Source organism: Streptomyces sp. NBC_01390 (assembly GCF_045040105.1).
GTDB lineage: Bacteria > Actinomycetota > Actinomycetes > Streptomycetales > Streptomycetaceae > Streptomyces.
Map to the genome: position 1 here is coordinate 3,500,181 of NZ_CP109551.1, position 21,909 is coordinate 3,522,089.

The following is a 21,909-nucleotide window of genomic DNA, read 5'->3' on the forward strand; positions in this document are numbered from 1 at the left end:
CCCTCGGTGAGCGACTCGGTGAGTCACTACGACGTGATCGTCGTGGGCGCCGGCATCGCGGGCTCGCTCGTGGCGAAGGAACTGGGCGGCCGGGGGCGCCGCGTCCTGGTCCTGGAGGCCGGGGAGCGCATCACCGACTCCGAGCGGGGACACCGTGAGGCCCTCGACCGGTACGCCACGGCAGCCGCGAAGGTGCCGGGCTCCACCCACCGGCCCCACCCCGCCGTCGGCTGGCCCGACGTGACCGACCTGACGGGCACAGACGGTGTCCCGGGATTCCGGGCGGCCGGCCATCTGCTGCAGGACGGCCCGCTCCCGTACGGCAGCGGCTACGTCCGGGCCAACGGCGGCACCGGCAACGTCTGGACCGGCCTCGCCCCGCGCATGCTGCCGGAGGACTTCGACACCGAAGCCTTCGGGTACGGGCGCCGCTGGCCGCTCACCTACGACGACCTGGAACCTCAATACCGGGCGGCGGAACGGGAGTTGGGGGTTGCCGCCGACGCCGACGAGCAGCGCGCGCACGTCGGGCTCGGCTTCCCCGAGGGCTACACCTTCCCCATGCGCGCCCTGCCCGCCAGCCACCTGGACCGTCTCCTCGCGGCGGGTCTCGACGGACGGCGCGTCAAGGACCCGGTGACCCTGGACGAGGTCGAACTGCGGTTGGTCGGCACCCCGCAGGCCCGTAACAGCGTGCCGGACCCGGACTACGACAGCGGGCGCGGCTACGTCCCGCGCGGCGCCCAGGGGCGGCCCGACCCGGCCAGCCGGTGCGTGGGCAACGCGACGTGCATCCCGCACTGCCCCTCGTACGCGAAGTACACCCCGCTCAAGACGCAAGGGTTATGGGGGAGTTCGGTCAGACTCGTGGACCGGGCCGTGGTCAGCCGGGTGCTCGTCGACGGGAACGGGCGCGCCACGGGCGTGGAGTACCTGTCGTACGAAGGGCAGGCCACCCGGGCGCACGCCGATGTCGTCGTGCTCGCCGCGCACGCCATCGAGAACGCCCGACTGCTCCTGCTGTCCCGGCTGGCCAACCGCAGCGGTCAGGTCGGCCGCAACCTGATGGACCACCCGGTGCTGCTCACCTGGGGCCTCATGCCGGAAGCAGTCGGCCCCTACCGCGGGCCCGGGTCGACCTCGGGCTTCGAGGGTTTCCGCGCCGGGCCGCAGCGGCGCGCACGGGCGCCCTTCCGTATCGAGGTCGGCAACTGGGGGTGGGTGTGGTCCAAGGGGTCGGTCGACGGCGATGTCGCCCAACTCCTCCATGAGAAGGGTCTGTTCGGGGCCGAGTTGCGACGCGCCGTCGGGGACCGGGTGCGCCGGCAGTTCACCCTGCAGTTCGAGATGGAGCAGAGCGCCGACCCCGCCAACCGCGTCACCCTCCACCCGGACGCCCGCGACCGGCTCGGCCTGCCCCAACCCCAGGTCACCTACGACCTGTCGGACCACGTCAAGGAAGGCATGGCCGCCGCCAAGCGCGCGTCCGACCAGATCTTCGCCCTGCTCGGCGCCGAGGACCACACCGACTACGCGCCCGCGGCGGCATGGCCCGGCCGCTTCGAGCACAAGGGCCGCCTTTACGGCTATCGCGGTGCCGGTCACGCCGCCGGCACCCACATCATGGGCGACTCCCCCGGCACCTCGGTGGTCGACTCGTGGCAGCGGTGCTGGGACCACCCCGGCCTGTACGCCGTGGGCTGCGGCAGCATGCCCTCCGTCGCCACCTCCAACCCGACTCTGACCATGGCCGCCCTCGCCCTGCGCAGCGTCCGGCGCATCGAGGCCGACCTCGCCGAACGGGACCGCCCCGCCGCCCTCACCCCAGACGTTCCCGCCTGAGTACCCCAGGAGTGCCCGTATGAGCCCGCTGCCCCTGCCTCCCGTCGCCGAGCCCTTTCAACTCCCGTTCCACTACGGCGCGTTGCACCACATCGGTGTCGACTGGCTCACCGAGGCGGAACCGGTCCGGGACCTGCTCGCCAAGCACCACCCGGCCCTGACCGCCGCCACCTTCGACGGCCGGGCCCTGGTCTCGTTCAACTACCAGCTGTACTTCGCGCAGTACGCGTTCGGCGGGGGTGTCACCGAGGAGATCGAGTACAACATCATCGCCTTCCCCACGGACCAGGCGGACCGGATCCCCGAGCTGACCTACGCGCAGTACGCGCAGGGCTGGGACCAGACGAAACTCCTCGGAATCGCCCGTATCCACGTCGTGTGCGACAACCCGTACGCCATCACGGCCGGACGCGAGCTGTACGCCGAGCCGAAGTTCCCGGGCTGGTTCGAGGTCGATCTGCCGTCCCTGAACGGTCCGGCGGGCGAGACCTGGACCGTGCACTGCAAGGCGGGCGAGGTGGCGGAGGACGGCACCCTGGTGCGCAGGGACACGCAACTGGTCTCTCTGACCGCCGAGTTGGACGGCCTGACGGCCGCTCCGGCCAACAACACCCCCATCACCGGCTACGGCACCGACGCCGACGGCCGGGCGCTGGCGGGCCCCATGAACGTCTACCAGCCCTACCGCTGGTACGACCTGGGCGCCCCGGACCACACCGACCGCGTACGCCTGACCGTCCACGCCCCCGACAGCGACCTCGGCTGCGACATCCGCCAACTGCTCGGCGACACCCCCGCCGCCGGCGCCTGGACCTACCAGTCACCCCCGGTGGCGGCCCACAACCGGCCCTACTACCTGGGCTCCCGGAGTTGATGGCATACCCGGCCGGCGCACCCCGGCCCCGATAGCGTCGCCCCCATGTCCGACGAATGCTTCCAGCACCCCCGCCTGGCCGCGATCTACGACCCGCTCGACCCGGATCGCGGCGACCTGGACGCGTATGTCGCCGTCGCGGCCGAGTTCGGCGCTCGCCGGGTCCTCGACGTCGGCTGCGGCACCGGTGTGTTCGCGCTGTCGCTCGCGCGCCGGGGGATCGAGGTGATCGGCGTCGACCCGGCCCTGGCGTCCCTCGATGTCGCCCGTGCCAAGCCCGGTGCCGAACGTGTTCGCTGGATCCACGGCGACGCGACAGACCTCCCGCCACTCCAGGTCGACCTCGCGACGATGACCGCGAACGCCGCCCAGGAGATCACCGATCCACTCGCCTGGCAGCGGACCCTGCGGGGCGTCCATACCGCCCTTCGGCCCGGGGGCCACCTCGTCTTCGAGACCCGGGACCCGTCGAAGCGGGCCTGGGAGGAATGGAACCGGGACTCCTCGTACCGGGTGACGGAGATCCCCGAGGTCGGTGCGGTCGAGAGCTGGGTCGACGTGACGGCGGTCAACGGCCCCCTGGTGACGTTCCGTTGGACCTTCGTGTTCGCCGCCGACGGTGCCGTGCTGACCTCGGACTCCACGCTGCGCTTCCGTGAACGGGAGGAGATCGAGGCGGAGTTGCTCGCCCAGGGCTACGAGGTGCGGGAGGTGCGTGACGCGCCCGACCGCCCTGGCCGGGAGTTCGTGTTCCTCGCCAGGAGGGCCGCACCGCCGGGGTGAGGTGCCCCCGCCCTCGGCTCCGTGGGCCGGCCCGGTGCGGTGCTCACCCGGTGCTCAGGTCTCCGCTCGCTCCAGGGGCGTGGCGCGGTGCTGCCAGGGTCGGCACATTCCCACGAAGCAGCCGACCGCAACCAGTGCCGCCGTCAGTTGGACGACCGCCATGGGGACGGCCGTGTTCTCGCCGGCGATGCCCACCAGCGGGGAGGCGACCGCGCCGATCAGGAAGGAGGTGGTGCCCAGCAGGGCGGACGCGGCGCCCGCGGAGTGGCGGGTACGCATCAGGGCGAGGGTCTGGGTGTTGGGCATCGCCAGGCCCATCGCCGACATCAGGACGAAGAGCGCGGCGGCCACCGGGAACAGACCCGCCTTGCCGAACACTCCCGTCGCCATCACCAGCAGTGCCACCGCCGAGACGGTGATGACCGCGAGGCCCACCGCCAGCACCTTGTCCATCGACACCCGGCCGACGAGCACCTTGCCGTTGATCTGCCCGACGATCACCAGCCCGACCGAGTTGACGCCGAACAGCAGGCTGAAGGTCTGCGGGGAGGCGCCGTAGATCTCCTGGATCACGAAGGGGGACGCGGCGATGTACGCGAAAAGGGCCGCGAAGGCGAAGCCGCCCGCCAGGACGTAGCCGGTGAAGACCCGGTCGGCGAGCAGGACACGCATGGAGTGGAGCGCCTCGCCGACGCCGCCGGCGTGCCGGTCGGCCGGGTCGAGGGTTTCGGGGAGGCGGAACCAGACCAGTACCGCCAGGGCGGTCCCGACCACCGTGAGGACGACGAAGACGCCCCGCCAGTCCGTCACCCGCAGGATCTGGCCGCCGATGAGCGGCGCGATGATCGGGGCGACCCCCGAGATCAGCATGAGGGTGGAGAAGAAGCGGGCCATGGCCACGCCGTCGTAGAGGTCCCTGACGACCGCCCGGGCGATGACTATCCCGGCCGAGCCCGCCAGTCCCTGGACCAGCCGGAAAGCGACCAGGAGCTCCAGGTTGGGCGCGAGCCCGCAAAGGACGGTGGCCACGACGTACACCGCGAGGCCCGCGAGCAGGGGGCGCCGGCGGCCCCATCGGTCGCTCATCGGGCCGATCAGGAGCTGCCCGAGGGCCATGCCGGCCAGACAGGCGGTGAGGGTCAGTTGGACGCTCGCGGCGGGGGCGTGCAGGGAGGTCGTGACCTCCGGGAGGGACGGGAGGTACATGTCCATCGCCAGGGGGGGCGTCGCCGTCAGCCCGCCGAGGATGAAGGTGACCAGGAGGCCGGTGCGGCGGAGGGAGCGGGCGGGGCGAGGAAGGTCTTTCGGTGTCTCCGGCTGTATTCGGGGACTCGTCATGTCTCCCTGGGGACTCTCCGCGTCCCGCGTGGTTCTGCCACGCTCGGGCATACGCCCTCCCTTTTCGAGTAATCCGCCACCTATGCTCTCAGCTCGTACCGGCGGTTCGTACGTTCCGTTCGTACAGAGTGTTCGAGGTAACAGAGGTCACGGGGCTACACGGGACTAGGGGCTGGCATGTCGGTTGAGCGCGTGCGGTGGGGAATTCTGGCTACCGGAGGGATCGCGGCGGCGATGGCCGCGGATCTGGTGGATCTGCCGGACGCGGAACTCGTCGCCGTCGCCTCGCGGAGCGATGCCTCGGCGAAGGCGTTCGCCGAACGGTTCGGTATCCCCCGGGCCTACGGCGACTGGGCGTCGCTGGCCGAGGACGCCGATGTCGACGTGGTGTACGTCGCCACTCCGCACTCGGCGCACCGGGCCGCCGCCGGCCTGTGTCTGGAGGCCGGGCGGAACGTGCTGTGCGAGAAGGCGTTCACGCTGAACGTGCGGGAGGCGGAGGAACTGGTCGCGCTGGCGAAGGAGCGCGGCGCCTTCCTGATGGAGGGTATGTGGACCTACTGCAACCCGGTCATCCGGCGGCTGAAGGCGCTGGTCGAGGACGGCGCGATCGGTGAGGTGCGGACCGTTCAGGCCGACTTCGGGCTGGAGGGGCCCTTCCCGCCCTCGCACCGGCTGCGTGACCCGGCGCAGGGCGGTGGGGCGCTGCTCGACCTGGGTGTGTACCCGGTGTCGTTCGCGCATTTGCTGCTCGGGGAGCCCGACGGCATCTCGGCGAGAGCGGTGCTCTCCGACGAGAACGTCGATCTCCAGACGGGTGCGCTGCTCTCCTGGGAGAGCGGTGCTCTTGCTTCAGTGCATTGCTCCATCGTCGGCGGTACGTCCACCAGCGCGTCGGTGACCGGCTCGAAGGGCCGGATCGACGTCCCCGGCGGTTTCTTCTTCGCGGACCGGTTCGTGCTGCACCGTGACGGCCGCGACCCCGAGGAGTTCGTCGCCGCCCCCGACCACGGCGCCCGCAACAGCTTCCGGCACGAGGCGACCGAGGTGATGCGCGCCCTGCGGGCCGGCGAGACCGAGTCGCCGCTCGTCCCGCTCGACGGCACTCTCGCCGTGATGCGGACGATGGACACCATCCGGGAGCAGATCGGCGTCCGCTACCCCGGCGAGGCCCGCTGATGAGCGAGGGGCAGCCGATCACCGCCGGGCACGGCAAGATCGCGGTCGTGACCGGTGCCGGCTCCGGTATCGGGCGGGCGGTCGCCCTCGAACTGCTCGGCGCGGGCTGGTCGGTGGCGCTCACGGGCCGCCGTACCGAGCGGCTGGAGGAGACGGCCGCGCTCGCGCCCGAGGGTGCCTCGCTCGTCGTACGCGCCGATGTGGCCCGGCCCGACGACGTGGCCGCCCTGTTCGCGGCCGTGCGGGAGCGGTTCGGGCGGCTCGACCTGCTGTTCAACAACGCGGGGACGTTCGGGCCGGGCGGGGTGGCGGTCGAGGATCTGGCGTACGAGGCGTGGCGGCACGTCGTGGACACCAACCTCAACGGGGCGTTCCTGTGCGCGCAGGCGGCGTACCGGCAACTGAAGGAGCAGGATCCGCAGGGCGGCCGGATCATCAACAACGGGTCGATCTCCGCGCACACGCCCCGGCCGCACTCGGCGCCGTACACGGCGACCAAGCACGCGCTCACGGGCCTGACCAAGGCGTTGGCGCTGGACGGACGGCCGTATCGCATCGCGGTGTCCCAGATCGACATCGGGAACGCGGCGACGGACATGACCGCGCGAATGCAAACCGGGGCCCTGCAGGCGAACGGGGAGACGGCTCCGGAGCCCGTCATGGACGTGGCGGACGTGGCCCGTACCGTGCGGCACATGGCGGAGCTGCCACTTGAGGCAAATGTGCAGTTCGCGACGGTTCTGGCGACCGCGATGCCCTACGTGGGACGCGGCTGACGGTGCCTCGCGCACGTATTCGAAGACTCAACCTGCACAAACGGAATTGATTGCTCCGTAGCGTTCGGGCCGGTCGCAGGCTTATGCTCAACACGCCTTCTCCACCAGAGATTCACACTTGGGGCTCTGGGGTTCCGGTAGTACGAAACGGACCACACCGAGGGGGGAAGGCGACAGCCGCTCCACGGCGCAACCGGGTGGGGGTGGACTTCGCGTGGGACCGCGAGGTACGCACCGGGTCATGGAGCGGCTGTCGTGTGCTCCGGCACACGAGCGCCACGATCTCCACGGGCCGCTCGGCGCGCCTTGACCGTCCGCCGTGGCGCGGCTTAATTGTTCGTGATTGTTTCGGGGTCGCTTTCTCAGCCCCCGCACATCGTTTACCCAGTTCCCCACAAAGGTTCCTCCCTAGCTTGTGGCAGCGCCCACAGTGGGCGTCGTCCGCGAGCGGGCGCCAAGAACCTTTGGGGAACCGGATGTTTGGCATCTATCTCAAGCGTGAGCTGAGCCGGCGCAAGAAGGCGGCTCTGGTCATCGCCATGGGTCTGGCGCTCGGTATCGCGCTGGTCATCACCGTCAGCTCGGTGTCGGCCGGCATGCAGCAGGCACAGGACAAGGTCCTGCAGTCGCTGTACGGCCTCGGCACCGACATGACCGTCACCAAGGCCAGATCGGCTCCGACCGGCAACCAGTCGGGCCGGCCGAGCTTCGACTTCGACGCCAGTTCGAACGACTCGACCGAGACGCAGAGCAGTGACCGGGTGACGACCCAGGGCGGGCAGACGCTGAAGTCGGCGCTGGTCACCAAGGTCGCAGCGCAGAAGGGCGTGGCCACGGCGGTGGGCGCGCTGAGCCTCAACGTCACCAAGGTCGACGGCTCCTTCACCCAGGGCAAGGCGAAGACCGACACCTCGTCGTCGTCATCGTCGTCGTCCTCGTCCTCTTCGACCGCCGGTCAGCAGGGCGGGCCCGGCGGCGGCCAGGGCGGCAGCTCCGGCAGCACCGCCCCACCCCAGATCCAGGGCGGCGGCGCCTCGTTCGACGTCAACTCCTACTCCGTCACGGGCGTCGACGTGACGAACCAGGAGCTCGGCCCGCTGGCCACCACGACGATCACCAGCGGCAAGACGTTCACGACGACCCAGGCCAACGCGAAGGTCGCGGTGCTCAGCACGTCGTACGCCAAGGAGAACAAGTACACGGTCGGCAAGACCCTCACGATCTCCGGGACGAAGTACAAGGTCATCGGCATCGCGACGCCCGAGAGCAGCGAGTCCACGACCGACGTCTACCTGCCGCTCAAGCAGGCTCAGACCCTCGGTGACTCCGCGAACCTGGTCTCCACGATCTACGTCCAGGCAACCGACTCGAAGCAGATCGACACCGTCAAGTCGACGATCCAGAAGAACATCTCGGGTACGACCGTCACGACCTCCGCCGACCTCGCGGAGACCGTCTCCGGGTCCCTCTCCACTGCCTCGAACCTCGCGACCAGCGTCGGCAAGTGGCTGTCCATCGCGGTGCTCGCGGCGGCGTTCCTGGTGGCCGCGCTGCTCACCTCCTCGGCCGTGTCCCGGCGGGTGCGTGAGTTCGGCACCCTGAAGGCGCTGGGCTGGCCCTCGCGCAGGGTGACCCGGCAGGTCGTCGGCGAGTCCATCGTGAACGGTCTGCTCGGCGGCGCGCTCGGCATCGGCCTCGGCCTGGCGGCGGCGTACGCGGTGACCACGTACAGCCCCAAGCTGACCGCTCAGCTCGGCAACACCGGTGGCGGCGGCGGTATGGGCGGCGGCCCCGGTGGCGGCGGACCGGGTCGTCAGTCCGCGGCCAGCACGATGGAGATCGCCCTGTCGGCGCCCGTCTCCCTCACCACCATCGCGCTCGCGGCGGGCCTCGCCATCACCGGCGGTCTGATCGCCGGGGCGATGGGCGGCTGGCGAGCCTCGCGGATGCGCCCGGCGGACGCTCTGCGCAGCGTGTCGTAGCCCCAACCCGCTTGCCCCCCAACCCCCTTGGCCCCCATTCCCCCTCCCCCATTCCCCTGACCCAATTCCCGTACGTCGTCATGGAGTCGTTCATGTACAAGCTCACCGGTGTCACCAAGAGATACACGCGGGGCAAGGAGACGGTGGAGGCGCTGCGCGGCATCGACCTCGTCATCGAGGACGGCGACCAGCTCGTCATCCAGGGTCCCACCGGCGGCGGCAAGTCCACCCTCCTGCAGATGATCGGCGGCCTGGACCGGCCGACCGAGGGCAGCGTCGAGCTGGACGGTGTCGATCTCGGCGCCATCAGCGAGGCGAAGCTGACGCGGCTGCGCGCCGAGAAGATCGGCATCATCTTCCAGGCGTTCAACCTCATCCCGACGCTGACCGCGCAGGAAAACGTCGAGACGGCCCTCGTACCGCTCGGGGTGAAGCCCGCCGAGCGGCGTGAGCGGGCGGCCGAGGCGCTGCGTTCGGTCGGTCTCGGCGAGCGGCTGTCGCACGTCCCGACCGAGCTGTCCGGCGGTCAGCAGCAGCGGGTGGCCATCGCCCGCGCCCTGGTGAAGAAGCCGAAGGTGCTGCTCGCGGACGAACCCACCGGCAACCTCGACGAGGGCACGCGCGACGACATCATGGCGCTGCTCGAAGGGCTGTGGCGCGAGCACGGGCTGACCTTCGTCCTGGTCACCCACGACTCGTCGATCGCCCGCAGGGCCCCCCGGGTCGCGACCATCAAGGCGGGTCAGCTCACGGTCACCGACCAGGCCCAGTACGTCGGTTGAGCACCTGACCGTCCGACCCGCGCAGGTCCGTTGGGCCGCTCATCGCCCCAGCAGCTGGTCGATCTCGGCCAACTGCGCCGCGGTGAGCGGCCCTTTCGCGATGGCGCCGGCGTTCTCCTCGGCCTGCGCGACGGACCGGAAACCGGGGATGGGGACGGTACGGGGGCTGCGCGCCCACAGCCAGCCGAGGGCGCCCTGGGCGAGCGTACGGCCGCCGCTGGTGAGGACGGAGCGGAGCGCGTCGACGTGTGCCAGCCAGTCCGGGTCGGCGCCCGCCCCGGCGGTGAAGCCCGGCAGCCAGGCGGGCGGCGCGTTACGGATGTCCCCCGCTTCGAGCACCTGCCCGGCGGTCCGCTTCCCCGTCAGGAGCCCCATGGCGAGCGGGCTCCGGTTGATGCTGGCGAGCCCCAACTCATCGCAGAGGGCAAGCATTTCGGGCGCGTCCTGCACGACGTTGAGGCAGTGCTGTACGGCCGCGCAGTGCGGCCCCTCGGCGAAGAGGGCGGCGCGGGCCGGGTCGTCGGTGCTCCAGGCGTAGGCACGGATGAGCCCTTCCGTGACCAACTCCTCGCACACGTCCCGCAGTTGGGCAGCGGCGTCCAAGTCGCCCTCGGACAGGTGCAGTTGGTACAGGTCGACATGGTCGGTGCCGAGCCGGGCGAGGGAGGCGGTGAGGGCGCGGCGAACGTACCCGGGGCTGTCGTCCTGACCGTCCGCGATCCGTGCCCGCTCGTCGAAGAGGTTGCCCCACTTGGTGGCGATCACCACCTCCGAACGGCGCTTGCCCAGAGCCCTGCCGAGGACGCGCTCGCTGTGTCCGGTGCCGTACACGTCGGCCGTGTCGAAGAAGGTCACACCCAGGTCGAGGGCGCGCCGCACTGCCCGTACGGACTCGTCGTCGTCGACCTTGCCCCAGCCGAGGGGCTGTCCGTCCGGGGCGCCCCACTCTCCCCCGATGGCCCAGCATCCGAAGCCGAGAGCGCTGACCTCGATGCCGCTGCGGCCCAGGGTCCGGTTCGCGAAGGCCTGGGTGGTGCCTGTGCTGTCGCTGTCCGTGCTTCCTGTGCTGTGAGTGGTCTCCATGGGTCAGGACAGTAGGAGTTGGAGCCCACTTCAGCGCAAGGGGGTTGGGCAGGGGGACGTCCGGTCAGGCCTGGCCCGTCTCGAAGCGGAGGATGCGGCCGTCGTCGACGGTGAAACTCCACTTCGTGCGCATCTCGCCCCAGGTGTCGTTGCTGTAGTTGGCGACGAGGACGCGGCCCTCCCTTGACTCGTTCGCGACGTCCATGTGCCCGTGGGAGGAGAAGATCTCGCGCTCGGTCCAGTCGGCGAGGTCACGGTCGGAGCCGTCGTCGGACATGGTCGCGCCGGGTGCCAGTACGGCCTCGAAGGCCTCGCGGTCGTGCGCGTTCACGGCGTTGACGAAGGCCCGGACGGCCGGGTCGCTGAGCTTGGCGGTCTGAATCGTCATGCCGGTCACACTGGCACCGCCCCCGGGCACCCGCCACCCGAACGGCAGGCACGAACGGCCCCCTCGGGTGCGGTGGGCGTGATCGGTGCGACGGTGGAGGCATGACCTGTGACGACCGATACGACCGGCGTGACCTGGGCCTGCTGCTGCTCCGTCTGGGTACGGGCGGGGTGCTGGCGGCGCACGGCGCGCAGAAGCTGTTCGGCTGGTTCGGCGGGCACGGCCTCGAAGGCACCGGCGCCTTCATGGAGTCCGTCGGCTACTCGCCCGGGAAGGCCAGCGCCACGGCGTCGGGCCTCGCGGAGACGGGCGGCGGCGCGCTGCTCGCGCTGGGCCTCGCGACTCCGGCGGCCGGAGCGGCCGCGGCGGGCGCGATGGTGGGTGCCACCGCCGTCCACGCGCCCAACGGGTTCTTCAACACGGGCGGCGGCTACGAGTACGCGGCCACCCTGGGCCTCGCCGCGGCGGGCCTCGCGGTGACGGGCCCGGGCCGGCTCTCCCTGGACCACGCGCTGGGCCACGTACTGGATCGCGGCTGGATGGTCCCGGCGGCCCTCGCCGGAACGGCTGCGGTCACGGCGGTGGTCGTGGGGGCGCGCAACCGGCGCGTGCGGGAACGTCAACAGGGCACGCAGGACGCGCTGTTCGAGGAGTAGGCGTCGAGGTCATCGTGATCGTGGGAGGGTTCCCCCATGGCTGATGACGACGTCTGGGCAGTGATCGACGACCTCTGTACCTGGCTCGACGCCAACCAGGTCCATCCCGACCGTGAGGCCCTGCTCCTGCGCATGCTGAAACTGACCGAGGAGGTCGGCGAGGTCGCCCAGGCGGTGATCGGGGCGACCGGCCAGAACCCGCGGAAGGGCGACAGTCACACGTGGGACGACGTCCGGTCGGAACTGTGCGACGTCGTCATCACGGCGATGGTGGCCCTGCGGACCCTCACTCCCGACACCCGCGAGGTCTTCGCGGCCCACCTGGAGCGGGTCAGGGAACGCTCCCTGAACCCGCCCCCGGCGACGGCCGGTTAGGACTCGTTCACCCGGACCCGTCCGTCAGGAACCGCTCGTCAGGAACCGTCCCCGTTCGACCGTCCGAAGAACTCGATTTCGGCGATGGCCACCTGCTTGTCGCCGGACGCCGCGTGCGCCGAGAGGATCACGAAGCGTACGGAGGTGACGGAGCCGACGCGGAAGGCCCGGGTCTGGGCGCCCGCGCCCTGGTCGAGGTTGAGGATGCGGGTCGTCTTCTTTCCGTCGGCGGTGGTGATCTGTGCCTCGACGCGCTTCGGGAGCGCCGACTCGGACAGCGTCTCGGCGCGGGCGGAGACGCCGGGCGTGATGAGGACGTCCAGCAGCCGGGTGGGCTCGGCGAAGCGGGCCTCGATCCACTGGCCCTCGCCGGACTGGGTGACGCCGGGGCCCCACCAGGTGTTGCTCCGCTTGTCGAAGGCCAGTTCGGGCTTGTGGCCGGGGTAGGAGCGGGACGCGATGACCTTGTCCGGGTCGGCCGGGGCGCGCTTGGCGAAGTGGTCGCGTACGCCGTTCACGGCATCGCCGACGTTCATGACGGCCGCGACAAGGAGGGTCAGCACCAGCGCGCCGACCACCCAGTTCCAGACGCGGCCGAAGCCCCGGCGCAGTCGCGGTCGGTCCCCCGCCCAAGGGGTCTCGCCACCCCGCAGGTCCAGCAGCCGGCGCCACCACGGAAGCCGCCGGCCGGGCTCGCCTCCGTCCTGGCCCTGCATCGGCATGGCGCAGCGTCCGCAGAAGTGCCGGTCGGGCATGTTCGGGGTCGCGCACCAAGGGCACGGCAGGCCGCCCTGTACGCCGGGGTCCCGGCCCGGGGTGCGGACCTGCGGGCGGTCGGCGACCGGGAGGCCGGGCAGCACGGGTGCGACGGAGGGCTCCGGGGCGGTCCGGGGCTCGGGGTCCGAGACCGGCACGAGGAGGGACCGGACACGGGCCGCGGTGTCGTCCGGCTCCGGCTCGGGGGCGGGAGCCGGAGCGAGAGCGGGAGTTGGAGTGGAAGTGGGCGCGGGGGTGGTCGCCCCGGTGGGTACGGCGGGCTGGGGCAGGGTGTCCGCGTCGGCGCCCTGGGGCGGTTCGGGGGTGGCGGGGTCCGCCGACCGGGGTGCGGGCGCGGATTCGTCCAGCCGGGCCAGGGCGGTGCGGGGCACCCCGGTGCCGCCGGGGCCCGAGCGGGCGAACGCGTCCCAGCCGGGAGCGGGAGCGTCGGCGCTGCCGGACGGTCCGCCGCCGGACCTGGTCTCCTCGCGCACGCCCGCCGCCACGGCGGGCTCCCCCGCCGGAACGGACACGGGCTCGCCGGCACCGGCACCCCTGGCGGAGGCCGCCCGGCTCTCCTGGTCGGCCCTTCCCGCGCCCACTTCCCGCCGTTCGCGGTCCTCGCGGTCCGGCCGCTCCTCACGGTCGGACCAGCTCAGCACCGCCCCGCAGGAGTCGCAGAAGGATTGGCCGGGCTCCGCCCGTGTTCCGCATTCGGCGCAGCTCTGGCTGGTCATCTCTCCGGGGTCCTTTCGGCGACGGTCACCTTGACCGTGTAGGGCATGTGGGCGGGACGGGCCGCGGCCACGAGGCTGTCCAGCCGGTGTTCGTCCGCGGGTGTCGGGTCGGGCAGCCGCAGGGCGACGTGCAGATGGGGGCGGGGATCGCCGGGGACGGGCCCGAGGGGCCGGGCGTGCCAGTCGGCGCCGCCGCTCTCGGTGATCTCCGGGACCACCCCGAAGGCGAGCCGTACGGCCTCGGACAGGCCTCGCCGGGTGCCTCGTACCCGGTGCAGATACGCGGCCGCGGCGACGGCGGCGCGCAGCCGGTCCTCCGGTTCGGTGCCGTCGATCTCGGCGCCGACCCAGCTGCCGAGCCAGCGCGTGAAGTCGAGGGGGGCCAGGGACGGGGTGAAGTAGGAGTCCAGGCAGTCGAGGGCGCTGAGGATGGGCGCCACGACGTCGTCGAGACCGCCGACGAACCGCTGGGCCAGGTCGTCGTCGGCGAAGACCGCCGGGAGCATCGCGCCGATGGGCGCGGAGGAGCCGAGTCCGTCGATGGAGCCTCTCAACGGGTCCTCCCTGTCCGCTCGGCCTGCCGGGTCTGTTGCGTCTGTTGCATCTGTTGCGTCTGGCGGTCGCGCTTCCTCATGCGCTGTCCCCGATGACCCGCACCCGGTGGTCGAAGGAGAAGACGAGGGAGGGCGGGGCGAGGTCGATGCGGTTCGTCGCCTCGCCGCGCTTGCCGGTGAGCGGGTCGGCGGGATGCAGCTGCACCTCGTCGACCAGTTCGACACCGGGTACGCGTTGCAGGACCGCGAAGACCTCGCCGGACTGCACGGGACGTCCGAAGGGCCAACCCTTGCCGTCGGCGCCGCCGGTGAGCGGATCGAGGTGGCGGTAGAGGGCGTCGTGCGCCTTCCGGCGTACCCGGTCCGTGTCGACGCCCCGGAAGGCGTGCACCGTCGCGACGACGGTGACCCCCTGGTAGAAGGGCGGCCCGACCGCCAACCGCGTCCCGATCAGGCGCCGTTCGTCGAGATAGCGGGTGATGCGCTGCAACAGGGCGTCGCCGGGGACGAGTTGCTCGAAGCGCAGCCGTCCGCCGGGGTCGGGTACGGCCTGCGGTACGACCAACACCCGTACGGCGTAGGCCCCGTGCTCGCCCTCGTCGCCCTCCAGGCAGGTGATGCGGGCGGTCTCGGGGGCGGCGCGGCGGGCGAGTTCCTCGTAGTCCCGCAGGGTGACGGCACGTTCCTGGGCGCGCAGCGTGATCGGCGCCCTGACCTTGGCCTCCGCGACGGTCTCGCCGTCGACCCCGCCGCGCGCGGCCTCCCGGTTGACGACTTCGGAGACGTACGGGATCGAGCTGCGCAGCACCTGTACGGCACCTCGGGCGACGTTGCCCCCTTTGCCGCCGCCGGTGCGGTAGCGGCGGGCGCGCAGGACCGCGCCCTTGGGCGGGACGGCTCCGTACTGGCGCAGGGTGCCGTCGGGTTCGCGGACGGCGGGGCCGAAGGCGATCTCGCCGGTCGCGGCGTCGAGGGTGAGGTGGCGGTCGTCGGGGGCGGAGGCGGAGAAGTGCGGGACGACCTGCCAGTCCGTCCACCCCTCGGGGCCGGCGGCGGACTGGACGAGTACGGGCGGGTCGTCGCCGACGACGGGCGAGTTGGCCAGTCGCAGCCGCTGTCCGGGCAGGCCGTTGGACTCGCCGAGGGCCTCGTCGTACACGGTGTCCGCGTGGACCGCACGCGTGGTGCCGCCCATGGTGAAGGCCTCGGCGGACCGGATGGTGGGTGAAGTGGTGTAGAAGGGCTGGTTGTTGAGGGGCTCGGTGACCCGGCAGCGCAGCCAGCCGGCCTCCCGGCCGCCGGTGCGGGAGAGGGTGTGGCCGCCGGGGACGTGCAGGACGACGTCGCCGGGCCGGTTGAGGCCGCCGGTGCCGTCCCGGTGGACCTCGCAGGCTGCCCAGCCGTCCTCGGTCCACGCCTCCCACAGCAGCGGCGGCTGGCGCGGGTCGACGCCGACGCCGTCGACGCGGCTGTCGAGGTCGAGGGCGACCGCGCAGTGCGGTATGGCAGCGCTCAGCCCGAACAGCATGCAGTCACCGGGGCGGGGGGCCTCGGCGAAGCAGAGCACGTCCTTGCCCTCGGTGAGGTCGGCGGTCCGGTCGGCGACGGGCGCGCCCTCGTTCTGTACGACGAGGTGCTGCAACTCGCAGGGAACGACGGCGAGTTCGCGTTCCGTGGCGAAGACGACGGCTTCCTCGCTCTCGGTGCGGAGCGTGGCGGCCTCGGTTCCCGACGGCAGCAGCACCGTCTCCTCCTGGGGCGCCGACAGCCAGAACGTCACGTCCGTGCGGGCGGCCGAGGGCGGGAAGAGGGTGATGCCGACGAGGTCGAGGAAGGCGAGGTGGTTCTTCTCCGGAACGCGGTTGAGGCGGTAGACGATCTGGTCCGCCATGTGCGCGACCGTCTCCACGAGGGTGACGCCGGGGTCGGAGACGTTGTGGTCGGTCCACTCCGGGGCGCGCTGCTGGATATAGCGCTTGGCGTCGTCGACGAACTGCTGGAAGCGGCGGTCGTCAAGGTTGGGTGAGGGCAGGGCCATCGGTGATCAGCGGTCGCTTTCAGGGGAGTTGCCCGTGTCGCCGGACGCGTCGGGCCCCTCGTGGGAGGGGATGACGTAGAAGGGGAAGACGAGACTGCGCGGGTTGTTGGTGCCGCGGATCGAGTAGCGGACGTCGATGAACAGGACGCCCTGCTCGGCACCGGCGGTGACCTCGACGTCGTCGACCTCGATACGCGGCTCCCAGCGGTCGAGGCTGGAGTACACCTCGTGCTGGATACGCCCGGCGGTGGCCTCGTTGACCGGCGCGAACACCAGGTCGTGGATGGCGCAGCCGAATTCGGGCCGCATCGGGCGTTCCCCGGGCGCGGTGGCGAGGACGAGCCGGATGGCCTCCTCGACCTCCCGTTCCCCGCTGACGAGGGCGATGCCCCCGGTGGGCCCGATGCGCAGCGGGAACGCCCACCCGGAACCGACGAACTGTTCGGCCATCTTCGGGCCCACCTGCCTTCTTCTCCGCACGCTTGTGCGCACCAGGATCTTCTCGGCCGTCACGGGAGCGGATACGGCTTGGTGTTGACCGTCACGATGCCGTTCAACATGACGTTGAAGCCTCGAATGCCCACGTTGGCGACGGAGTTGACCTGGACGGAGCCGGCCCCGGTGAGGGAGGCGATCCCGGCCGCCTTGAGGCTGAGGGCGCCGACCGCGTCCACGTTGACCGCGCCGCCGAGCGACTTGAGGCTGACGATGCCCCGGCCCTGGAGGTTGAGGATGCCGCCGCTCCTGATGTTGATGGCCCGGCGGGCGCTCAACGTCAGATCGGTGCCGGCCTCCACGGACACCGAGGTGCCGCCCTTGATGCTGACGGAACCCTTGCTGTCCACGGTGATCTCGGTCTTGGTGCGGTCCAGGTTGATGGTCAGCTTGTCGTTGCCGCTGGCGATCCGCACACCCTGTTTACGGAGGCCGGTCTGCTGGCTGAGCAGGTCGACCCGGTTGCCCTCCCGGTCGGACAGGGTGTGCCGGATCGCCTTCTTCTTCAGCGGGTCGTGCAGCCACACGTCCTTGACGACGGTCGGCTTGTCCCGCCCGTTGTAGAGCCCGCCCACGACGAACGGATGGTCGAGTGCCCCCCGGTCGAAGGAGACGAGCACCTCGTCCCCCACGTCGAGCGGGAAGATCCCGCCCCCGCCCTTCCCACCGAGCTGCACGACCCGCGTCCAGTCACTCACGTACGCGTCGTCCAGCCAGGGGAACTGAAGCTTCACCCGCCCCTGCTTCAGGGGGTCCTCCACGTCCGTGACCAGCGCGTTCGCTACGCCGGGCAGCCGGGGCGCGGTGGTCGCGGCGCCGCCGGAGGTGAGGCCGAACAGGGAGCGCCACTGGCGTCCGCTGACCGTCACGAAGGTCTCGTAGTGGTTGCCCTCGCCGAAGACGTGCCGTACGGACGTGCAGGTGTACTTGCCCTCGAAGGGTTTGCCGACTTTCGCCAGGGTCACCGGCAGCCCGGGGCGCAGCTTCGGATTACCCCGCACGGTGACCTCCAGTTCGGCGAAGGAGGAGGTGACGTCCTCGGCGAGGGCGCCGGCCGCGAACTTGACCTCGGACTGACGGTCGTACGGCGTGTCGGTCTCGACGAGCACGCCCGCCTTGAAAGGCGTGTAGGCCTCCTTCGGCGTCGTGCCGATGCCGATGAGCGAGGTGGACGCGGCCGGTGCGGTGGCGGTGAGCTTCCTCTTGGTCGTGACGTCCCAGCCCCGGGCCTCGACCTTGGCGATCTGGTCGGCGGAGGTGACGGCGGCCCGGCAGCGCAGGATTTCGGTACCGGCCTCCAGCACGAAGGGATTCTTGTCACCCGGGGTACTGACCGGCGGCGCCCCGGACGCGGGGTCGGGCTTGAGGAACTGGAACTTCCCCTTGGCGTCCAGGGACATGACCATCTCGTTCTCGTCGGCGAGCCGCGCGAGAAAGTCCCAGTCGGTCACGTTGGCCTGGCTGATGAAGTCGTAGACGGTCTTGGTGGCCTGGATCTTTCCGACCGGAACTCCCGCCGTGGCGACGACCTTTCGGACGATGTCCGAGGCCGTCTGGTTACGGTAGGCGGCCACCCGGCTCTGCCGCATCAGCCGGTGGCCCGCGTCGTAGCCACGGATGACGGTGAGGGTGCCGACGCCGTCGTAGTCGGCCTCCATGCCTGTGACCTCGCCGGTGATCAACGGGTCGGCCTCGCCCTCGCCGCCGGCAACGGGCGCCAGGATCACGGGAGTTCCGAATTCGATATTGAGCTTGTCGAGGACCAGGTGTTTCGGGTCGAGGAAGGTGAGCCGGAAGGCCCCGGGCACCCCGGCCCCCAGGTCGATCCAGGCACCGACGAGCAGTGGGGCGATGTCGCGGGGCAGTTTGTCGTTCCGGATCTTGACGCTGATCGCGCTGGAGAAGGTGATCCCGACCATCAGTGGCTCGCCTCCTCCGCCGCCGGCAGGATGAGTTGGAGCCCGGTCGGCAGCCTGCCCGGGTCGTCGATGCCGTTGCGCTCGGCGATGGCCCGCCAGGCGGTCGCGTCCCCGTACTCCCGCCAGGCGAGCGACTGCAGCGAGTCCCCGGCGACGACCCGGTGCACGCGCTGCGCGGTGAGCGCGCCCGACGTCGGGTTCTGTCCCTTGGTCTTGCTGGGAATCTCGTGCAGATGCACCTGGCAGGTGGCCCGGATGGGCACACCCGTCGTCCCGAAGAGGCTGTAGGTCGCGTCCACGGAACTGACGTACGCCGTGAACCGCGCGGTGGAGAACGACCCCCACTCGAACACGACCCAGGGCGTCGACGACTGATTGGCGGCGATGCTCTTGGCGGTCGTCTCGCAGCAGGAGAAGAGCGCCTCGACCTTCTTCAGCACGCTGGTGCTGCTCGGGTCGTCGGACGAGTCGAGGAAGATCTCCACGGTCATCTCGCGCGGCAGCGGCCCCTGGAACTCCGGCAGCGAGCCGTCCCGGACAGCCGCCGTGGGAGTGGTCTTCCACTGGGCGCGGCGGCTGAGCGAGAGCTGGGAGGGGTTGAAGTCGAAGCTGAAGTTCTTGATGAGCGCGCCGGGTGTGGTGCTGTAGCCGATCGGCGGCTCGTGAATGGCGAGCGTGGCCCGTACCAGGCTCTTCCCGGCACCGCCCTTGCCGCCCTTGCTTCCTCTGGCCATGTGTGGTTCCTGCCTCTTCCCGTCCGCTCGCTCAGTCCGTGAAGCCGTGGTGGGTGATCTCCAGGACCTCCGTGGCGACACCCGGGTTCGCCGGGTCCAGGGAGGGGCCCTGCCAGCTCACGGGCAGTACGTCGATGAGCCCCCAGCGCGCCACCTCCGAACCGTCGGCGCGCAGCGCCGCGATCTGGGCGGTGGGGCGGGTGACTCCCGTGGTCACACTCGAGATCCAGGCGGCGACCTTGGAGGTGTCCGGTGTCAGCGGCCGGGTCAGCCGGATGTTCGAGAACGTCACCCGCGACGGCAGCGCCCACACGAACCCGTTGTTGCCGCCCTCCTGGTGGTGCTCGATCTCCACCGCGGACGACAGGCCCTCGCACCCGTTGAAGTACCCGAGGCTCTCGCCGTCGATGGTGAGGGTGAAGAAGATCGTGGAGCCCGGGTCGGTATCGGTGGAGGACATCGGGGCCTTTCAACTGACGTCTGGAGGTGCGGAGTTGTTCGTGCGGGTCAGCGACGGGGGTCGCGGAGTTTTCCGATGCGCTCACGGTCGAGACGTAGTTCGGTACGGACCTTGCGGGTGACCCTGTCGATCAGACGGTGGGTGAGTTGGTCGAGCTGGTGGTCGTTCAGCTCACTGACTTCGAAGGGAGGAGGGGGTGCACACTCCATCCCCTCCGCCTGCTGCGTCTGCTCGGCCTGCTGGTTCTGCTTTGTCTGCTTGGTCTGTCGTGACATGGCTTGGGTCGTGGGCCGTGCCGTCTGGGGTGCGGGTGCGGCCCTCCGCTGGATACGGACGGCGGTGGGTACAGCGGGGAGGACGGGCGGTGCGGGCTGCGCGGGGGCAGCGCCGGTCATCGCCGGACGCGACGGAGTCGGCGAGGTGGAGTGCGTGCGCTGTACGGGGGTGCCGGCGCCGGGGCTGTGCGACCCCGGCGCCGGCGGTGGAGCGGAGGCGGGCGCGTGACGAACGGGGGTCGCGACCGCCTGCCCCACGACGGGCGGCGCGGAACGCCTCAGGGGAGCGGCCTTGGGCGCGACGGGGAGCGCCTGGGCGGGGCGTGCGGCGGGGGGTGGGGCGGGGAGGGAGGTGGTCAGGGGGTGGGCGGAGGAGAGCACTCGCTGTATCTGCGGCAGGGCAGGGCGGGCGAGTTGTACGGCGGCGGGGCGGGCGGGGGGTGCGGAATCCACGGGGGGTGCCAGGCGGGTTGGGGGTGCGGGTGGTACGTGGGACGCGTGAGGTACGGGGGCGTCGATCGGCACGTTCGGCGCCGGGTGGGTCGGCGAGGAGGCTACCGGGGTCGCGAACGGGGTCGGGGCCGGCGTCGGCGCGAGCGGCTTGGCCTCCGATGCGGCAACTGGGGTGTTGGGTACGGAAATTGCGGGCGCCCCGGGTGTCGCGACGGCACGCTGGATCGGCACGCCGGGTGCGGGGATGGGCATCGGCGCGACAGGGGTGCCCGCGCTCGGTGCGGGGCTGACTCCGGTGACGCCCGGGGGCGTTGGCGCGGCGGGGCGGCTCAAGGGGGCCGCGCCTGCGGGCGGTGCGGAGAGCGGGGCTCCCAGGGCGCTACGCCGACGGGGCGTACTCGGTGTCGGGGCGGCCGACGTGGGAGTGGGGGTGGAGGTGGGCGTGGGAGTCGGCCCTGCTGTGCGCCGGGGTGCTGTGGCGGCGGTCCGCTGGATCGGGGCGGCCAGTCCGGCCAGGGGCTTGTGCTGGGCGGGGGGCGCGGCGGGGGTGACCGGGCTCGGGGTGGCGGTGGGGTGCGAGGGCGCCTGGGAAGAGGCGGGCCTCGGGGCGGAGGAGGCGGCCGGGTTCACGTCACGGTGGGAGGGCGCCTGCGGGGTGGCGGGCGTCGCGGTGGCGGACGCGGTGTCCGACGGTCGGGCTGTGCCGGCGTGCGGTGGCGCCTGGGTGGAAGCCGGCGGCACGCTTCGACTGACGGGGACGGGGACGGGGGTGACAGCGCGTGGGGCGCCGGGCGCCGCAGGTCCGGATTCCCCGGGCGCGGAAGTACGCGTCGGGGGCGTCGAGTTGGCGGGTCCTGTGGCGGCGGACGCCGACTGTCGAACTGGGGCGCCGGACGCCGGGGGCGGGGTCGTGGAAGCGGTGAGCGGGGTTGTACCGGGGGTCGCCGGAGCTGCCAGTCGCTGCACGGCGGAAACCGGGCTCGCGGAAGCAGCGGTCGGGCTCCCGGCGGTAGTCGCCGGTGCCACAGGTGTAGCGGTCCGACCGGTCCGACCCGTCGAGGTGGCCTCTTGTCGCACCGACGCCGGGTCGGCGGAGGCAGCGACCGGGGCCGCGGCGGTGGACGCCGGGCCCACGGGGGTGGGGTTCGGTCCCACGGGCGTGGAATTCGGTCCCACGGAGGTGGGCGTGAGTCGCGCAGAGGTGGGCGTCGGTCCCGCAGGGGTGGCCGTTGATCCCGCCGACGTGCCGACTCGCTGCACGGAATCCGGATTCGCGGGGACGGCGGCAGAACCCGCAGAACTGGCCGCCGGACCTGTCGGAGCGGCAACTCGCTGCACCGACACCGGACTCACGGAACGGGCGACCGGGCTCGCCGGCGCGGCAGTCGCTTCCACGGGGGTGGCCGCCGGAGCCGGGCTCCCAGAGGCTG

The 21,909-nt window shown here is 71.5% G+C and carries 20 protein-coding genes; 9 read left to right on the forward strand and 11 right to left on the reverse strand.

The genetic code is table 11. The annotated features are described in order from the left end of the window. Nucleotides 1–6: 6 nt before the first annotated feature. Genes OG241_RS15635 through OG241_RS15645 form a run of 3 tightly spaced genes read left to right on the forward strand, consistent with a single transcriptional unit; the run spans nucleotide 7 to nucleotide 3,499 of the window. Nucleotides 7–1,842, forward strand: coding sequence for a GMC family oxidoreductase (locus OG241_RS15635; protein WP_405815981.1), 1,836 nt, complete (start codon nucleotides 7–9; stop codon nucleotides 1,840–1,842). 19 nt (nucleotides 1,843–1,861) lie between these two features. Then, on the forward strand, nucleotides 1,862–2,716 hold the full coding sequence (locus OG241_RS15640) for a hypothetical protein (protein ID WP_405815982.1): 855 nt from the start codon (nucleotides 1,862–1,864) through the stop codon (nucleotides 2,714–2,716). A 45-nt stretch (nucleotides 2,717–2,761) separates the two neighbouring features. Continuing rightward, nucleotides 2,762–3,499, forward strand: a complete 738-nt coding sequence (locus OG241_RS15645; RefSeq protein WP_405815984.1) for a class I SAM-dependent methyltransferase — start codon at nucleotides 2,762–2,764, stop codon at nucleotides 3,497–3,499. A 54-nt stretch (nucleotides 3,500–3,553) separates the two neighbouring features. Here the strand turns inward: OG241_RS15645 and OG241_RS15650 are convergent, their stop codons facing one another. Beyond that, a complete protein-coding gene (locus OG241_RS15650; protein WP_405815985.1) occupies nucleotides 3,554–4,837 on the reverse strand; it encodes a multidrug effflux MFS transporter in 1,284 nt (427 codons plus the stop codon). A gap of 177 nt (nucleotides 4,838–5,014) precedes the next feature. Here OG241_RS15650 and OG241_RS15655 point away from each other — a divergent pair, with 177 nt between their 5' ends. The 4 genes from OG241_RS15655 (at nucleotide 5,015) to OG241_RS15670 (ending at nucleotide 9,556) form a co-directional block, all read left to right on the forward strand. Beyond that, nucleotides 5,015–6,016: a Gfo/Idh/MocA family protein gene (locus tag OG241_RS15655; RefSeq protein ID WP_405815986.1), complete on the forward strand. Its 1,002-nt coding sequence runs from the start codon at nucleotides 5,015–5,017 to the stop codon at nucleotides 6,014–6,016. After that, nucleotides 6,016–6,792, forward strand: a complete 777-nt coding sequence (locus OG241_RS15660) for an SDR family oxidoreductase (RefSeq protein WP_405815987.1) — start codon at nucleotides 6,016–6,018, stop codon at nucleotides 6,790–6,792. The genes OG241_RS15655 and OG241_RS15660 overlap by 1 nt, the downstream gene beginning before the upstream one ends. A 476-nt stretch (nucleotides 6,793–7,268) precedes the next feature. After that, nucleotides 7,269–8,774, forward strand: coding sequence for an ABC transporter permease (locus OG241_RS15665; RefSeq protein WP_405815988.1), 1,506 nt, complete (start codon nucleotides 7,269–7,271; stop codon nucleotides 8,772–8,774). A gap of 92 nt (nucleotides 8,775–8,866) precedes the next feature. Then, nucleotides 8,867–9,556: an ABC transporter ATP-binding protein gene (locus tag OG241_RS15670; protein ID WP_405815990.1), complete on the forward strand. Its 690-nt coding sequence runs from the start codon at nucleotides 8,867–8,869 to the stop codon at nucleotides 9,554–9,556. Between the two features lie 39 nt (nucleotides 9,557–9,595). On the opposite strand, the gene OG241_RS15675 is transcribed toward OG241_RS15670, so the two are convergent. Beyond that, nucleotides 9,596–10,639, reverse strand: coding sequence for an aldo/keto reductase (locus OG241_RS15675; RefSeq protein ID WP_405815992.1), 1,044 nt, complete (start codon nucleotides 10,637–10,639; stop codon nucleotides 9,596–9,598). A gap of 64 nt (nucleotides 10,640–10,703) precedes the next feature. Then, nucleotides 10,704–11,027, reverse strand: coding sequence for a nuclear transport factor 2 family protein (locus OG241_RS15680; RefSeq protein ID WP_405815993.1), 324 nt, complete (start codon nucleotides 11,025–11,027; stop codon nucleotides 10,704–10,706). A 101-nt stretch (nucleotides 11,028–11,128) separates the two neighbouring features. Here OG241_RS15680 and OG241_RS15685 point away from each other — a divergent pair, with 101 nt between their 5' ends. Both OG241_RS15685 and OG241_RS15690 read left to right on the forward strand, forming a co-directional pair. Then, a complete protein-coding gene (locus OG241_RS15685; protein ID WP_405815995.1) occupies nucleotides 11,129–11,683 on the forward strand; it encodes a DoxX family membrane protein in 555 nt (184 codons plus the stop codon). A gap of 36 nt (nucleotides 11,684–11,719) precedes the next feature. After that, nucleotides 11,720–12,058, forward strand: coding sequence for a MazG-like family protein (locus OG241_RS15690; protein ID WP_405815997.1), 339 nt, complete (start codon nucleotides 11,720–11,722; stop codon nucleotides 12,056–12,058). Nucleotides 12,059–12,096: 38 nt separating this feature from the next. Here OG241_RS15690 and OG241_RS15695 read toward each other — a convergent pair whose 3' ends face one another. The 8 genes from OG241_RS15695 to OG241_RS15730 all read right to left on the reverse strand — a co-directional run bounded on the left by OG241_RS15695 (nucleotide 12,097) and on the right by OG241_RS15730 (nucleotide 21,220). Continuing rightward, nucleotides 12,097–13,551 (reverse strand): NADase-type glycan-binding domain-containing protein, encoded by a 1,455-nt coding sequence (locus tag OG241_RS15695; RefSeq protein WP_405815998.1) that lies wholly within the window; start codon nucleotides 13,549–13,551, stop codon nucleotides 12,097–12,099. Further along, the gene (locus OG241_RS15700; RefSeq protein WP_405816000.1) at nucleotides 13,548–14,105 is read right to left on the reverse strand and encodes a phage tail protein; all 558 of its coding nucleotides are present in this window, start codon (nucleotides 14,103–14,105) and stop codon (nucleotides 13,548–13,550) included. The genes OG241_RS15695 and OG241_RS15700 overlap by 4 nt, the downstream gene beginning before the upstream one ends. Before the next feature lie 76 nt (nucleotides 14,106–14,181). Beyond that, on the reverse strand, nucleotides 14,182–16,143 hold the full coding sequence (locus OG241_RS15705) for a putative baseplate assembly protein (protein ID WP_405816002.1): 1,962 nt from the start codon (nucleotides 16,141–16,143) through the stop codon (nucleotides 14,182–14,184). A 6-nt stretch (nucleotides 16,144–16,149) separates the two neighbouring features. Then, nucleotides 16,150–16,593, reverse strand: a complete 444-nt coding sequence (locus OG241_RS15710; RefSeq protein WP_334592957.1) for a GPW/gp25 family protein — start codon at nucleotides 16,591–16,593, stop codon at nucleotides 16,150–16,152. A gap of 59 nt (nucleotides 16,594–16,652) precedes the next feature. After that, on the reverse strand, nucleotides 16,653–18,557 hold the full coding sequence (locus tag OG241_RS15715) for a VgrG-related protein (protein ID WP_405816003.1): 1,905 nt from the start codon (nucleotides 18,555–18,557) through the stop codon (nucleotides 16,653–16,655). Beyond that, nucleotides 18,557–19,291 carry a LysM peptidoglycan-binding domain-containing protein gene (locus OG241_RS15720; RefSeq protein WP_405816004.1) on the reverse strand — a complete coding sequence of 245 codons (735 nt, stop codon included), beginning with the start codon at nucleotides 19,289–19,291 and terminating at the stop codon, nucleotides 18,557–18,559. Before OG241_RS15720 ends, OG241_RS15715 begins: the two co-directional genes overlap by 1 nt. Nucleotides 19,292–19,322: 31 nt before the next feature. Next, a complete protein-coding gene (locus OG241_RS15725; RefSeq protein ID WP_405816005.1) occupies nucleotides 19,323–19,751 on the reverse strand; it encodes a phage tail protein in 429 nt (142 codons plus the stop codon). A 47-nt stretch (nucleotides 19,752–19,798) separates the two neighbouring features. Next, nucleotides 19,799–21,220 carry a hypothetical protein gene (locus OG241_RS15730; RefSeq protein ID WP_405816006.1) on the reverse strand — a complete coding sequence of 474 codons (1,422 nt, stop codon included), beginning with the start codon at nucleotides 21,218–21,220 and terminating at the stop codon, nucleotides 19,799–19,801. Nucleotides 21,221–21,909 lie beyond the last annotated feature (689 nt).